General features: G+C 56.7%; 9 protein-coding genes and 2 pseudogenes. 8 read left to right on the top strand and 3 right to left on the bottom strand.

The genetic code is table 11. The features are described 5' to 3' along the window. Positions 1 to 4 precede the first annotated feature (4 nt). Positions 5 to 9,781, top strand: coding sequence for a hemagglutinin repeat-containing protein (locus AC2T6E_RS13785; protein WP_486692185.1), 9,777 nt, complete (start codon positions 5 to 7; stop codon positions 9,779 to 9,781). Positions 9,782 to 10,084: 303 nt separating this feature from the next. Here AC2T6E_RS13785 and AC2T6E_RS13780 read toward each other — a convergent pair whose 3' ends face one another. Further along, on the bottom strand, positions 10,085 to 10,270 hold the full coding sequence (locus AC2T6E_RS13780; RefSeq protein WP_174341495.1) for a SymE family type I addiction module toxin: 186 nt from the start codon (positions 10,268 to 10,270) through the stop codon (positions 10,085 to 10,087). A gap of 14 nt (positions 10,271 to 10,284) precedes the next feature. Between AC2T6E_RS13780 and AC2T6E_RS13775 the strand changes: the two are divergent. The 3 genes and pseudogenes from AC2T6E_RS13775 to AC2T6E_RS13765 all read left to right on the top strand — a co-directional run. Then, positions 10,285 to 11,217, top strand: a pseudogene (locus tag AC2T6E_RS13775) (VENN motif pre-toxin domain-containing protein); the annotation flags it as partial. Between the two features lie 440 nt (positions 11,218 to 11,657). Continuing rightward, positions 11,658 to 11,906, top strand: coding sequence for a hypothetical protein (locus AC2T6E_RS13770; RefSeq protein ID WP_174341496.1), 249 nt, complete (start codon positions 11,658 to 11,660; stop codon positions 11,904 to 11,906). A 96-nt stretch (positions 11,907 to 12,002) separates the two neighbouring features. Further along, complete coding sequence (locus tag AC2T6E_RS13765) at positions 12,003 to 12,470, top strand: hypothetical protein (RefSeq protein ID WP_447854288.1); 468 nt, start codon at positions 12,003 to 12,005, stop codon at positions 12,468 to 12,470. A gap of 44 nt (positions 12,471 to 12,514) precedes the next feature. On the opposite strand, the pseudogene AC2T6E_RS13760 reads toward AC2T6E_RS13765, so the two are convergent. Continuing rightward, positions 12,515 to 12,889 (bottom strand): annotated as a pseudogene (locus AC2T6E_RS13760) (SymE family type I addiction module toxin); the annotation flags it as partial. Positions 12,890 to 13,250: 361 nt separating this feature from the next. Between AC2T6E_RS13760 and AC2T6E_RS13755 the strand changes: the two are divergent. Beyond that, positions 13,251 to 13,934 (top strand): outer membrane protein, encoded by a 684-nt coding sequence (locus tag AC2T6E_RS13755; protein ID WP_337256722.1) that lies wholly within the window; start codon positions 13,251 to 13,253, stop codon positions 13,932 to 13,934. Positions 13,935 to 14,026: 92 nt separating this feature from the next. Here AC2T6E_RS13755 and AC2T6E_RS13750 read toward each other — a convergent pair whose 3' ends face one another. Next, positions 14,027 to 14,602, bottom strand: coding sequence for a phage repressor protein CI (locus AC2T6E_RS13750; RefSeq protein ID WP_109081686.1), 576 nt, complete (start codon positions 14,600 to 14,602; stop codon positions 14,027 to 14,029). Positions 14,603 to 14,829: 227 nt separating this feature from the next. Between AC2T6E_RS13750 and AC2T6E_RS13745 the strand changes: the two genes are divergently transcribed. The 3 genes from AC2T6E_RS13745 to AC2T6E_RS13735 all read left to right on the top strand — a co-directional run bounded on the left by AC2T6E_RS13745 (position 14,830) and on the right by AC2T6E_RS13735 (position 15,685). Further along, positions 14,830 to 15,168, top strand: coding sequence for a DUF5347 domain-containing protein (locus AC2T6E_RS13745; protein ID WP_337256721.1), 339 nt, complete (start codon positions 14,830 to 14,832; stop codon positions 15,166 to 15,168). Positions 15,169 to 15,236: 68 nt separating this feature from the next. Further along, positions 15,237 to 15,464: a DUF2732 family protein gene (locus AC2T6E_RS13740; RefSeq protein ID WP_089601083.1), complete on the top strand. Its 228-nt coding sequence runs from the start codon at positions 15,237 to 15,239 to the stop codon at positions 15,462 to 15,464. Beyond that, complete coding sequence (locus tag AC2T6E_RS13735; protein WP_010435809.1) at positions 15,464 to 15,685, top strand: TraR/DksA family transcriptional regulator; 222 nt, start codon at positions 15,464 to 15,466, stop codon at positions 15,683 to 15,685. The genes AC2T6E_RS13740 and AC2T6E_RS13735 overlap by 1 nt, the downstream gene beginning before the upstream one ends. The last annotated feature ends 1 nt before the right edge of the window (position 15,686 follow it).

The raw sequence follows: 15,686 nt of genomic DNA, 5'->3' as shown, positions 1-15,686 counted from the left end.
AGGGATGATGGAAAAGGATCAGGTTCGTTTTTCACAGCGTGCGCTTAGCGCGTTACTGAGCGTATTACTGGCAACCCAGCCGCTGCTGCCTGCGGTAGCCGCCACGATCGCCCCGTCCGGAAATACGCAGATGGATAAGGCGGCCAACGGTGTTCCGGTCGTGAACATTGCCACGCCGAATCAGTCCGGTATTTCCCATAATAAATACCATGATTACAACGTCGGCAAAGAAGGGCTGATCCTGAATAACGCCACGGGACAGCTGAACCAGACCCAGCTTGGCGGGATTATCCAAAACAACCCCAACCTGAAAGCCGGACAGGAAGCCAAAGGGATCATCAACGAAGTCACCGGCGCGAACCGCTCACATTTACAGGGCTACACCGAAGTGGCGGGCAAGGCGGCAAACGTTATTGTGGCGAACCCCTACGGTATCACCTGTAACGGCTGCGGATTTATTAATACGCCGAATGCGACGCTCACCACGGGGAAACCGGTGCTCGACGCCAGCGGTAAGCTGCAATCGCTTGATGTGACTAAAGGTGCGGTCACCATTGAGGGCGCCGGGCTGGATGGCAGCCAGAGTGATGCCGTATCGATTATTTCCCGCGCGACCGAGATCAATGCCCAACTGCATGCGAAAGAGATACGTGTGGTCGCCGGGGCGAACCGCGTCGCGGCGGACGGCAGCGTCAGCGCGTTGAAAGGGGAAGGTGACGCGCCGAAGGTGGCGGTAGACACGGGTGCGCTGGGCGGGATGTACGCCAACCGTATTCGTCTGGTGTCCAGCGAAACAGGGCTGGGGGTAAACCTGGGGGATCTTAACGCGCGTCAGGGCGATATTACGCTCAGCAGCGCGGGGAAAGTGGTGCTGAAAAACACGCTTGCCAGCGGCAGCACCCGCGTTTCTGCGAAAGAGGTGACGTTAACCGGCGACCATAAAGCAGGGGGTAACCTCACTGTCTCCGGGCAGAGCGCCCTGACGCTCGACCAGGCCCATATCGCCGCCGAGAAAAATCTTCTGTTAGCGACCAACGGTACCCTCACGCAAAACGGCGGCGCGTTCACTGCGGGAACCGACACCACGTTGACGGCAAACGCCCTCACCCAGAGTGCGGATGCCCAGGCCGGTGCCGGTCGTAACCTTGCCGTGAACGTGGCAGAAAACGCGGCGCTTAAGGGGAAAAACATCGCCGGGCAGGATGCCACGGTTAACGCGAAAACGCTGGAGACCGGGACACAGCTGACCGCATCACGCCATATTTCGCTGGAGGCGTCGCAGCGTGCCGCGCTTAACGGCTCTGTCGTCGCGGGTCAGCAACTGTCGGTGAAAGGCGGTGAGCTGACGCAGCGCGGAAGCGTCAGCGCCTCAGATATCTCGCTCAGCGGTCAGGCGCTGACTCAGGAGAGCAGCAGCAGAACCAGTGCCAGCGGGAATATCGCGCTCTCCACGTCAGGGAACACCCTGCTGAAAGGCAGTACCATTGCCGGAAAATCTCTTGCCATAAACACGGGGAACCTGATCAACAGCGGGACGCTGTCCGCAGGGACGGATGCCACGCTGAAGACCGGGACATTCAGCAATACCGGCACCGTTCAGGGCAACAGCCTGAACGTTTCAGGGACCGACATCACCAGTTCCGGCACCCTGAAAAGCGCCTCCACGCTGGGTATCAACGCGCGCAACGCCACGCTGTCTGGTGACACCGGCGCGAAAGGTAAAACGACCGTTATCGCGAGCGGTAAGCTGGATAACAGCGGCGCGCTCGTCAGCGATGACACGCTGACGCTGAAGGCTGCACAGGTGACAAACAGCGGCACGCTTTCCGGTGCCCGAGGGCTTGCTGGCTCAGCAGACGCGTTCATCACCACCGAAAAGTCAGTGACCCACAGCGATGGCGATCTGGCGCTGAACAATACGGCTACCGCCCTTGCAGGCGAAACCAGCGCGGGCGGCTCCGTGAGCATTCGGGGTCAAAGCCTGACGACCACGGCAACGGCACAGACGCAGGGTAACAGCGTCAGCATGGACGTACAGAATGCGCAGCTTGATGGGACGCAGGCTGCGAAAGATGGGCTTATCCTGAACGCCACTGACGCTCTCAGTCACGGGGGGAAATCTTCTGCGTCAGCCCTGAAGATTGAAACCACGAATCTCAATAACAGGGGGACGCTGACGGCGTCTTCGCTCGCCATCAGCAGTCCTGCGGTCATTAACAGTGGTTTGATCCACGCGGGGCAGACGCTGTCACTGGTTACCCGTCTGCTGGATAACCGCAGCAGCGGCGTGCTGTACAGCCCGGCGGCACTCACCCTTTCAGTTTCTGACGTGAAAAACAGCGGCATTATCACCAGCGATGCCGGGCTGTCCCTTTCCGGTTCGCGCCTGTCCAACCGCGGTGAGCTGAGTGGCGCGTCACTCCTTGTTGATTACGATACGCTGAATAACAGCGCGGGAGGCCTGCTGCTGGCGCAGGGGGCAAACCGCATCACGGCACAATCGGTGTCCAGCACGGGCAGTATCGTGGGGAACACGCTGACGCTGAATGCCGATCGCCTCGACAGTCGCGGTCTCTTGCAGGGGGATACCGCGTTATCCGTGACCGCCGGAGTGCTGGATTTAGCGGCAGGCTCGCGCACGCTTACGGGCGGGAACCTCACCTTTTCAGGCACCACGCTGACCACCGCTGGCCAGCTGCAGGGGCAGAACGTCAGTCTTCGCGGCCGCGACTGGAATAACAGCGGAAGCTCGCTGGCGACCGGCTCCTTTAATGCCTTCACCACCGGGACATTCAGCAATACCGGTGAACTGATGAGCCAGGGCGACATCACGCTGAATGCGGGCAATACCGTTAACAACGGCAATCTGTTATCGGCTGGCACGCTCTCGCTCACGGGGAATACGCTGCGCAACAGCGGAGCGGTTCAGGGGAACCGTGTCACCGCGCATCAGGACAGTATCACGAACAGCGGCACGCTCACCGGGATCGCTGCGCTGACGCTGGCTGCTCGTCTGGAGATGGCTGCACCGCTCCTCTCGCTGGTGAATGAAGCATCGGGATCGCTGCTGACGGCGGGTGAGTTGACGGTGACGGCCGGTGACCTCAGTAACGCCGGGCAATGGCAGGGTAAACGGGTACTTATTCATGCGCAGGCGCTTACGAACGGCGGTGCGATCCAGGCGGCAGATGTACTGGATGCGCAGATCGACACAAATCTTATCAGTACGACGGGCAGCAAAATCACCTCAAACGGAGAACTGGCGCTCTCAGCACTGACGCTTGCAAACAGCGGGCAGTGGATAGCCAAGGATCTGACGCTGAAGGCGAATACGCTGACAAACAGCGGTGAAATCACCGGGGTTGATGCGCTTTCCGTCGCGCTGAACCAGACGCTGACCAACCAGGCAGGCGGGAAATTACTCACGGCTGGCGTCCTGTCGATGAATGCCGGTAATGCGACGAACGCCGGACAGATTCAGGGTAAAACGACCGCAATCACAGCCGGGCAACTGATCAACAGCGGACGGCTTCAGGGTGAAGCGCTGACGCTGGATGTTTCCGGAGCGCTGAACAATACCGCTGGTGGTGTTTTGTTGAGCCAGAACGCGCTGAAGGCGTCGTCCGCCACGCTGAATAATCAGGGGACGGTGCAGGGCGGCGGTGAATCCACGGTGAAAGCCACCACCCGTTTACAGAATGACGGCAAAATTCTCTCCGGTGGAAAGCTCACGCTGACCGCGCCAGAGCTGGCAAACGGTAGCGGCGGGCTGGTTCAGGCCGTCACGCTGCTGCTGGATGTGGTGAACGCCGTGAATGGCGGAAATGTCCTGGCGACGGGCAGCGCTGAGCTGCGTGGCAGCTCGCTCGATAACCGCGGCACGCTTCAGGGTGCGGATTTGGGGGTGAAATACCGGAACATCACCAACAGCGGCACGGTGCTGGGTACGGCCTCGCTGACGGTAGCGGGTGACGCTCTCACCGATACCGTCAGCGGTAAACTCTACAGCGGGGGCAACCTGCTGCTCGATGTCGCCAACTTCAGCGGTCATGGTCAGGTGGTTTCCCTGGGCGACGCGACGCTGAAGCTGGTTAATGCGCTTGTTAACACCGGTACGCTGGCCGCAGGTAAAACGCTGTCGGTCTCCTCGCAAAACGCCATCACCAACAGCGGCGTTATCCAGGGCAATGCCATCGCCCTCAGCGCGGGCGGAGCATTCACCAACAGCGGTGCGCTCACCACCGGTAACGGCAGCAGCACGTTCAGCGCGCAGAGCCTGTTGCTGAATGCGTCCGGCTCGCTTCAGGCGGGCGGAGACGTGCAGCTTACCTCGCGGGAAAATATCACCATCAACGGCTTCACCGGTACCGCGGGCAGCCTGACGATGACGGCTGCAGGTACGCTGCTTAATACAGCGCTGATTTATGCGGGCAATAATCTCTCCCTGTTTGCTGCGCGTATTCACAATATTTACGGCGACATTCTTGCTGATAACAGCCTCTGGATGCAGAGGAATGCTGTCGGTGAGGCAAATGAAGAAGTGATTAACCGCTCCGGTACGATTGAGACCACACGCGGCGATATCACCGTGAATACCCGCCATTTGCTCAATGAAGCCGATGGGCTGACTGTCAGCCAGTCAGAACGGGAATACCCTGATGCCATTCCTGCCGCAGATGAACACTACATCAGTTATGACCTCAACGGCAGACCTTCGGATTTTGTCCTCTTGCTTGAAGACTGGAAAAACGATGGCAGTAAGGTTGTTTTTGACAGGTATGAGCGTTGCGCCGGAAGTGGTGCAAATGGCAGTGGACAGTGCAGTGACAGGGTTGATTACCGCCTCACAGGGGAAGATATCCGGCAATTCCTGCTGAGTGAGTCCGTTGTGTCCGTATCAGCCACCGGCAGTTCCGCCCGAATGGCTGCCGGACGCGACATCATAATCAATGCAGGGACGCTGGATAACCGTGCTAGCCATATTCTTGCGGGACGTAACGCCGTTCTTACGGGAGGGACGCTGAATAACCTCTCTGCCGAAGGTGGACGTCGCGTTACCTACGTTCAGGCTGAATATCGTTGTGAGTGGTTTTATCAGGACTGCAACGACAGCAAATGGCAACCTCTGACGCACTATGCAGACGGAAGTTGGGGCTGGTTTGATGAGGACTATGGCTGGTATGGCTGGGTGCCTTATCTCCTCGGTGAACGGACGACAGAATTTGTGGCCGATGGCGGAGTATACCGCTCGGTTATCAGTGCTGGCGGTAACGTCAGTGCGAACTTTAAGAGTGACATCAGCAATACCAACGTCACTGCCAACGCGGGGGGATTCAATAACACTATTCATGCCCCAACGCTGAATACACTTACGCCTAAAGCTATCGGTGAGGGGTTGAACAGTGAGGCATTGACTCCAGGTAGCAGCACAAACATGAGTGCCCCCGACCTTCTGGATAATCTCACCGACGCCCTGAAAGACATCGTCGGCGGTTCATCCCTTTCCGACCAGAACGGCAGCAGCGGTAACTATCCGCTGCCGTCCGGTGATAACGGTTACTTTGTGCCATCTACCGACCCCGATAGCCCGTATCTGATAACGGTGAACCCTAAGCTTGATGGCCTCGGGAAGGTGGATAACAGCCTGTTTGATGGACTCTATGGCATGCTCGGCATCAAGCCTGGCGATGCACCGCGTGAGACCAACAGTGCCTACACCGATCGGAACCAGTTCCTCGGCTCGGCGTACTTCCTCGACCGTCTGGGGTTGAACCCGGATCGCGATTACCGTTTCCTCGGCGACGCGGCATTCGATACCCGTTATGTCAGCAACGCCATTCTGAACCAGACCGGCAGCCGGTATATCAACGGCATCGGTTCCGACCTCGATCAGATGCGCTATCTGATGGACAGCGCCGCCACGCAGCAGCAGGCGCTGGGCCTGAAATTTGGCGTGGCGCTGACGGCCGCGCAGGTTGCCGCGCTTGACCACAGCCTGCTGTGGTGGGAAGCGGCGACCATTAACGGCCAGACGGTGATGGTCCCGAAAGTTTATCTGTCACCGAAGGATGTCACCGTTCACAGCGGCAGCGTGATCGGCGGTAATAACGTGCAGCTGGCGGGCGGCAACGTCACCAACAGCGGCAGCACCATCACGGCGCAGAATGTCCTGTCCATCGACAGCAGCAACAGCATCAGCAACCTCAACGCCGGGCTCATCAGCGCGGGCGGCGGGCTGAACCTGAGCGCGCTGGGGGATATCAACAACATCGGCTCCGCCATCAGCGGTAAAACCGTCGGGCTTGAGAGCCTTACCGGCAGTATCAACAATGTCACCCGTACCCAGCGGTGGAATGTTGATGCGGGGAACGTGCATGTTGGCGGTACGGATGTGGGCACGACGGCGTCCATCACCGCGATAGACGGGCTGGTGATGCGCGCCGGACAGGATATCAACGTGACGGGCGCAAACGTGTCGGCGGGCGGTAGCCTGGGCATGGCGGCAGGGAACGATATCATCATCACCGCCAACGAGATGGCGACGAGCGAGGGACGTTCCGGGCGCAACCGCACGACAACAGAGACGGCGTCCGTCACGCATCAGGGCAGCACTTTGACCGCAGGCGGCGACCTCACCCTGCAGGCGGGTAACGACTTGAATGCCCGCGCGGCGGCGATGGCCGCAGAGGGTGATGTGGGCATTCAGGCCGGACGCGACGTGAACCTGCTGGCGGAAGCCACCACCACGCGCAGCAGCCAGGGCGGTAAGAAAACCGTTATCGATGAGTCCGTACGCCAGCAGGGCACGGCAATCGCCAGCGGCGGTAACACGGTCATTCTTGCCGGGCGGGACGTGACCGCACAGGCGGCAGAGGTGACGGCGCAGGGTGATATCGGCGTGGCGGCAGGTCGCGACGTGAACCTGACCACGGCGACGGAGAGTGACTACCACTTTAAGGAAGAAACCAAAACCAAAAAAGGGTTCCTCAGCAAAAAGACCACCCACACCATTGAGGAAGACAGCGCGACGCGGGAGAAGGGCTCGCTGCTGAGTGGCGACAACGTGACGGTGTCGGCAGGGAACAACCTGCTGGTTAAAGGTTCGGCGGTCGCCGGAGACGGTGACGTTGCCCTGTCCGCAGGTAATAACGTGGACATCGTGGCGGCCACCAACACCGACACCTCATGGCGCTTTAAGGAGACCAAAAAGTCCGGCCTGATGGGCACGGGCGGTATCGGCTTCACCATCGGCAGCAGCAAAACCACCCACGACCTGCGGGAGCAGGGCACGACCCAGAGTGAAAGCTTCAGCACGGTCGGCTCGACGGGCGGCAGCGTCAGCATCACGGCGGGCAAACAGGCACATATCGGCGGGGCGGATATCATCGCGCAGAAGGATATCCATCTTACCGGCGACAGCGTGGTGATTGAGCCGGGGCACGACAAACGTACTCGCGATGAGAGGTTCGAGCAGAAGAGCAGCGGGCTGACGGTGGCGCTGTCGGGGGCGGCGGGGAGCGCGGTGAATAACGCGGTCACCACGGAGCAGAGCGCGAAGCAGAGCAGCGACTCGCGCCTTGCCGCGCTTCAGGGCACGCAGGCGGCGCTTTCCGGCGTGCAGGCGGGTCAGGCCGTGGCGCTGGATCAGGCGAAGGGCAGTTCTGACAAACGCAATAACAATACGGTCGGCGTAAGCGCGTCGCTGGGGTCGCAGTCGTCCAAATCCTCCTCACACAGTGAGAGCGAGACGACGACGGGCAGCACGCTGAGCGCGGGGAATAACGTCACCATCAAGTCCACCGGAAGCGACATCACCGTGGTGGGGAGCCAGATTAAGGCCGGGAAAGACGTGACGCTTGACGCAGCGCGGGACGTCAACCTGATTGCCTCGCAGGACACGCAGCAGACGACGGGTAAAAACAGCAGCAGTGGTGGCAGTCTTGGCGTTGGGGTGGGTGTCGGCTCCGGCGGTGCGGGCATCAGCATCTCGGCGAACGCCAACAGCAGCAAAGGGCATGAGAAGGGCAACGGCGTCTGGCAGAACGAGACCACGGTGGATGCGGGTAACCGCGTGACCATCACCACCGGGCGCGACGCGACGATTGCCGGGGTGCAGGTGAGCGGCGACGCCGTGCTGGCGGATATCGGGCGTGACCTGACGATAGCCAGCACGCAGGACAGCGACCACTACAACAGCAAGCAGAACAGCGTCAGCGGCGGTGTGGGTTACACCTTTGGTGCCGGCACGGCTTCGGGCAGCATCAACGTCAGTCGCGATAAAATGACCAGCGACTACGACTCGGTGCTGGAGCAGAGCGGGATGTTCGCCGGCAGCGGCGGGTTTGACGTGACGGTGGGCAACCACACGCAGCTCGACGGCGGGGTGATTGCCTCGACGGCGACGGCGGATAAAAACCGCCTCGATACCGGGACGCTGGGCTTCAGCGATATCCACAATCAGGCGGACTTTAAGGCCGAACATCAGGGCGCGGGCATCAGCTCGGGCGGCAGCATCGGCGAACAGTTTGCCGGGAATATGGCGAACGGACTGCTGGCCGGGGGCGGTCACAGCGGACACGCGGAAGGGACGACGCAGGCGGCGGTGAGCGAGGGCAACCTCATCATCCGCGACAAGGAGAGCCAGAAGCAGGATGTGGCTGACCTGAGCCGCGATGCGGAGCACGCGAACGGCAGCATCAGCCCGATATTTGACAAGGAGAAGGAACAGCAGCGCCTGCAGGAAGTGCAGCTGATTGGTGAGATTGGCTCGCAGGCGGTAGATATTGCGAACACTTATGGCGAGACGGAAGGGCTGAAGGCGGCGCGGGATGAACTGGCGAAAGAGGGCGTGACTGAGCCGGGAGCGGATGCCAGCGACTCACTGAAAAAGGCCTATCAGGATGCCCTGCGCGGGACCGATGCGTACAAAACCACGACGGCAAAATACGGCACGGGCAGCGACCTGCAGCGGGGTATCCAGGCGGTGACGGCAGCGCTTCAGGGGCTGGCGGGTAGTGACCTTACGGCAGCGCTGGCGGGGGCCTCGGCACCGGAGCTGGCAAACTATATCGGACATGGTTCTGGACTGAGCGATGAGGCTGCGGTGGTGGCGCATGCTATCCTGGGTGGTGCGGTTGCGGCGCTGCAGGGGAACAGTGCCGCAGCGGGTGCTGCAGGGGCGGCGACCGGTGAGCTTGCGGCGAAGGCGATAGCGGGTATGCTGTACCCTGACGTCAAAGATTTGTCGACGCTGAGCGAGGAGCAGAAGCAGACGGTCAGCGCGCTGGCAACGATATCGGCCGGGATGGCTGGCGGGCTGGCGGGAGACAGTGCGGGGTCAGCGGTTGCCGGGGGGCAGGCCGGGAAGAATGCGGCTGAGAATAACTCGCTGAGTAAGAACAAGCCGCCGGTCAATATCTTTGACATCAACCAGTTGAAACCAAATGCGCTGGATGCTGACGGGGATCCGCTTAAGGGCGGTGGTGGAAATTCGGGAAGCGCTTATAACCCGACTGGAAGAAGCGGTAATCCTATGAATACAAAAGGCTCTAATTCACCAGCGGTAATTGGTGAACGAACCTATTCAGCTCACGCAGTTGATCGTATGCAAGGGCGCGGTGTACCACCTTCTGCTGTAGAAAACACAATCAAGGCTGGAGTAACCTACCCAACAAATTCTGGAACTACAGGTTATTATGATTCGACCAACAATCTCCGTGTGATCATTAACTCTAAAACAGGCGATGTTGTAACAGTAATACCCGGAGCACCAACAAAATGAGTAATCGAATATTATATGAGCAGATTAGAGCTGTTTTACTAAACGAATGGGATCCTATAGGGATCAACGGTCTAATTGAAGCTAATGATGAATATGACGCATATGTACAGCCTATCTGCGAGTTAATATGCTCAGGAAAGGGCGTTGACGATATTTATTACTATCTACACTGGGTTGCTACTGAGTATATGTGCTTGGATGGCGATAGTGATTTGGATCGTAGGGTTGCCGAAAAGCTATTTTATTTACCAAAAACTCATTAGAAAGGAAGATCCCGGCCCCAGTTCCTGGATCTTTTGATCGTCAGTCTTTAACCGGCTCGATCACCAGTCTTCCCTGCTCAACGCTGACCGTGACCGGCGTGTCGGTGCTGAATCCTGCTTCTTCCAGCAAGTTGCCATTCAGGCGCAGGCTGGGGCTACGGGAATACCAGGTGGCGGTGTAGTTGTTGTGATAAAAATGCCGGATGCTGACATAACCGATTTTCATCCCCTTCTGTGCTCCAGGCGGACTTTAAGACGGAGCACCAGGGCGCTGGCATCAGTTCGGGCGGCAGCATCGGCGGGCAGTTTGCCGGGAACATGGAGAATGCCCTGCTGGCCGGAGGCGGCAACAGCGGTCATGCGGAAGGGACGACGCAGGCGGCGGTGAGCGAGGGCAGCCTCATCATCCGCGATAAGGAGAACCAGAAGCAGGATGTAGCTGACCTGAGCCGCGATGCAGAGCATGCGAACGGCAGCATCAGCCCGATATTTGACAAGGAGAAGGAGCAGCAGCGCCTGCAGGAAGTGCAGCTGATAGGTGAGATTGGCTCGCAGGCGGCGGATGTTGCACGTACTCAGGGCGAGATAAATGAGCTGAATACGGCCAGGGAAGAACTGGCGAAAGAGGGCGTGACTGAGCCGGGAGCGGATGCCAGCGACGCACTGAAAAAGGCCTATCAGGATGCGCTGCGCGGGACCGATGCGTACAAAACCACGACGGCGAAATACGGCACAGGCAGCGACCTGCAGCGGGGTATCCAGGCGGCGACGGCCGCGCTTCAGGGGCTGGCGGGCAGCGACCTGACGGCAGCACTGGCGGGGGCATCGGCGCCGGAGCTGGCAAACTATATCGGACATGGTTCCGGGCTGAGCGATGAGGCTGCGGTGGTGGCGCACGCGATACTGGGTGGCGCGGTTGCGGCGCTGCAGGGGAACAGTGCCGCAGCGGGGGCGGCCGGAGCGGCGACCGGTGAGCTTGCGGCTAAGGCGATAGCGGGTATGCTGTACCCTGACGTCAAAGATTTATCGAAGCTGAGCGAAGAGCAGAAACAGACGGTCAGTGCGCTGGCAACGATATCGGCCGGGATGGCAGGTGGGCTTGCCGGAGACAGTACGGGATCGACGGTGGCCGGGGGGCAGGCCGGGAAGAACTCGGTTGAGAATAATGCGCTGGGTGATAAGGATAAGAAGCTTCCGATAATAGATATCCGTCCGGGCTGGCTGAAACCGGGGGTTCTGGATGGGGATGGAGAGCCTCTTGGCGCAGGTGGTGGGATAGCTAAAGGTGGAAACCGTGCTGTTAGTTCCCTGGAAGGGGCGAAACTAAAAGAATACTATCGACAGGCTGAGAAATATGGGCAGGCTGGAGTTAAGGAGTTGGAGAATGGAAATTATCGCTTTTATGGTGATATGACGCCTTCCAGAACAACTGGAGAAATGGCAGGGGCCAGACTGGTTAGAGAGTGGGATCCAAAAACAGGCCAAACCAGAACCTGGTATGAAACACTCGATCATGCTGGAAATATTCGTAGTGTGGCTCCGAAACCTGTTACCAATGATAAGAACCACCATATTTTTGATGCTGATGGTAATTATCAAGGAAGGAGATAAGTATGAACGCATTTCCATCGCGTTATGAAATTGCTAGCGTAATTAATAAGTTAAAATCGGGTGCGCTAGACAGAACCAATGTTGCTCAATGGGCTTTTTCAATTATTGATGCGGATGATATTCGAATCACAGATCAAGTTGCCTGGAAAGTGATTCAAAGCTTAGGTGCTGTCGATCTTCCTTCCTCAGATCGAGATTACTTGTATGGTATTGATGATTTTGATGATTGGTTGCGATTATTAGAATCATGATGTTAGAGATCCCGACCACCGAGCCGGGATCTTGTTTTTAATCGTCAGGCTTACCAACAATGTCCGTTCCCGTGCTTAATTATTGGCAGATAGCCGGTGTTGTTACGTGCTCCCGGAAATCATCCTGCTACAGGTGTCAATGGTACACATGGTGAAACATATGTACCACCAGAGCAGACTCTATGCTGCCAAAAAGGTAAGAGCAAAATGATTACTGATGTTGAGCTTCATGAATTTGAACAATCCATATTTACCGGGGTAACGGTGGGTGTGGGATCTTTAGTTTTGCTGTTTTCATCAGGCGCTAGAGTAATGATCCAGTGCCCATTTCAGTGTTGGGAAAAAGATCGTTTGCTTACAGGGCATGGTGAGGACTTATCAACCAGTAAGTTTTTATTTCCCTTGCTTAACCAGGTAGTCAGGAGGTGTTCTGTTCTTGATGGTGAAATATTGAGTCTATTTTTCGATAATGAAAAATATATAAATATCTATCCTGAAAATAACGGATTTGAGTCTTATGTTATTACTACCAGTCACGGAGATTATCCGGTAATTATTTACTGATAGTGATCCCGGTACTTACGCCGGGATCTTCTTTTAAACGTCACTTACTCTCGCTTAATCACCGGCACATCACCCAAATCATTCAGCGCTCCAGGAAATGTCTTCAACCACTGCGCCACTTTCTTTTTATTGATATTCACCACACTCATGCCTTCAAGGCATCCCCATAACTCACGCGTATGTTGCGGCGTAATGACAATACAATCCTTCATGACCCGGATTTTGACTGGCATGCCGTTGATAAAACCTGCATTTGCGAGCCATTTTCCACTAAGGGGAAGGTATCTACAGTCCACCCGTGAATAAAGCTCACAACAGGCAGAACTGTCTTCCTGCGTTTCCGCACGAGGATGAAAAGGGGCAGCATCAGTCCGGTTGCCGTGCGAACGGCAGATATCATTTTTGCGTATCAGATCGCGGACTAAATAAAATTCAGTAGATGATAAAAAGTTAATTATGGAGAATTCGAGGCAGCTTCAGGAAATTTAATTGTCTACCGTCGCCTTACTCGATAAATATCAATAACACCCATTTCGTACTGTCCATCTATCCTGGCAGTGCTACCTTATCACCGTTAATCGAATCTTGTAACTGATTGAAATAGCAATAAACAGAGTAAAAAATGAGACAAATCCCTACGTAAAATTACCAGGTAAAACGCGTATTCATCCTAATAGTTTGCCCTTTCGGGACTGTCTATGATTCGTCTCACTGAGTGTGTTTTCCTGGCATCGGCGAACGAGGGTTCGACGAGCGGAATAATTTTCCAACGGAGTGAAGATGAATATGAAAGCGATTTTAGTAGCCCTGCCGATCGCAGCAATCCCGGTTACCGTTATGGCGGCAAATACTGAAGCAGGCTATTACGGTTCTGCAAAATACCTGCAGATCGAGCAGCGAGCGAAAGAGATGGATACCAGCGCTCGCCCGGGTGTCGGGCAGTTCACCGGCGGTAAAGAAAAAGAGCATTTTGGCGGAGCGGCGATTGCTGCGGGCTATCAGTTTGGTAACGGCTGGCGCACCGAAGGTGAGTACACCTTTAAGCAGAAAACTGAATACACCAGCGGCTCCAGCACATTCGCTAATAGCTATAACCATCTCCAGACCGAAACTGAGCTTCTGATGCTCAACGTGTATCGCGATTATGAGCTGGGTTACGGTGTTTCCGTGTACGGTACCGCAGGGCTCGGCGTGAGTAAGATCAAAGCGGGCGGCTGGCAGGGCAACGCCGGACGTGAATACGCCTCAACGACACAAAGCAACCTGACCTACGCGTTAGGCGCGGGCGTCAGCTATATGCCGGTTGAGCGTCTGTATGTTGATTTGGGCTACCGCTATATCGATATGGGCAAGATCGAAAGCGGATATAATAACTTCACTAATGCGCGTGGCTTAAAAGACGAACAGATGAAAGCACACATCGTCTCTAATGAATTTACCCTTGGCATGCGTTATGTCTTTTAACCTGTTGTAAGCGTCACTGCCTTAAAAACAGGGCCAACGCCGCGGGAGTGCGGGGTTGGCTTTTTTTCTTGCGTGCAAATACCTGCACGCCCTCAGTTAACCTCGCTGTAAATCCCCACCACGCGACCCACCGTTTTGATCTCGTCGATACCGCATTCAAAGGGAACCTTGCCCCCCGCCACGTGGAGCTTTTTACCCGGCAGCAGCGTTAAGTCGCGGATGCTGGTGGTGCCTTCAATCTCAACCAGCCACAGACCGTCGGTTAACGACGCCTCTTTCTCGATAAAGTGCAGCTTGCCCTCCGCCCGGACGGCGATGCCGCGCGCCAGCGGTTTGCTAAAGACAGCAGAATCGATACTCAAAATAGTATTTTCTTCCAATCTTCCATCACTAAGGGTGAACGTGGAAACCGAAACGGGATCTCCCGGCGCGGGGTTACCTTCAAACTGCGCACCTTGCCCGGTCATTAGCCAGCGAAGGCTGGCACCGGTGTCCAGTGCACACTGAACCGCAAAGTCGTAAGAGACGGTACCGCGCGCGTAGCGGTTCTGAAGCGAGCTGGCGGCGATATTAAAGTGCCGGGCCAGCTGGATTTTCTGCGTGAAACCATATACCTGACAGATTCTATCGAGTAACTCTTCATTATTCACTTGAGAATCTAAAATCAAAATACGTTCCTTTGGGTGTTTACTAATACTCATTTGGGTATTAATATCATTACAAATTCGGGCAATCAGCGGCAGACGTTGGCAAACAGAGGCTAATGATTGCAGACAGTATCAAAATGGGAATCATGCAGCATGGCTTGTGAAATCGCAATCCTCAAACGGCGGAAAAAGCCGTGCTGTGCCCGTTATCAGCGCATTAGCGTGCGTGAGTTTACGCGAGGGGAAATATGGCGATAGAAGCTGCCCGTGCAAGGGTTCCACTTAGCGTGGGGGCGCGTCTTAGCGGGCTTAACCACGTCGCTGAACTGCGCGCCCGATACGGGAGCGATAGCGGAAAAGAGCTGGCGCGGTTTATGGCCGAGCTGCGCGATAAGCGCGATCCCTGTTTTGAGGAGAACTGCAGGGCGCTGGCCGCCATCTTTTTCCTGGCGAGATTGCCCGTCGCCCGCCACGATTGTGATATCAGCGAGCTGACGACCGAGGAGAAACGGGCGCTGATTACCGCCATGAACCATTTTCGTGCTGTTGTGAGTTTATTTCCTGAACGGCTGACCATGCCGATGTAACCCAACCCAAAAACGAATGGCGTAAACCCGCCGGGCACCCTATTGCCTGAAATTAAGGAGAACGCGTGATGCGAAACAGTGAAAACCACCCTTATCCGATCGGAAATGAAGAACTGAAACGCCTGCTGAAGGAGGCAAAAACAGAGGAGCGATGCGCGCGAGCCCGCGCGGTCTCCCTGCGCCTGGAGGCGCTGGCAAGCCATATCTTTAAAACCGGCATGAGCGGAGAAGACGTTGCCGAACTGCTGTGCCTCGAAGCGGCCCGCTACGAGCGTGAATCACAGGAGCTGCACTGATGGCCGATTTTATCGATCTTGCGCAGGCGCGCGAGCAGGAAGACAGAGAGCGGCACATTAATCACGCCCGCAGACGGCCCGCATCACCTTCGCGTTTCCTCTGCGAGGACTGCGAGGCCCCGATACCCGAAGCGCGCCGCATGGCGGTGCCCGGCGTGGCGCTGTGCTTCACCTGCCAGGAGATCGAGGAGATGAAAAATAAACACGTTCGGGGAGGATGAG

Source organism: Enterobacter sp. B79-1 (assembly GCF_057444735.1).
The sequence above is the reverse complement of the archived record's forward strand: the minus strand, read 5'-3'. Positions and strand labels throughout refer to the sequence as shown.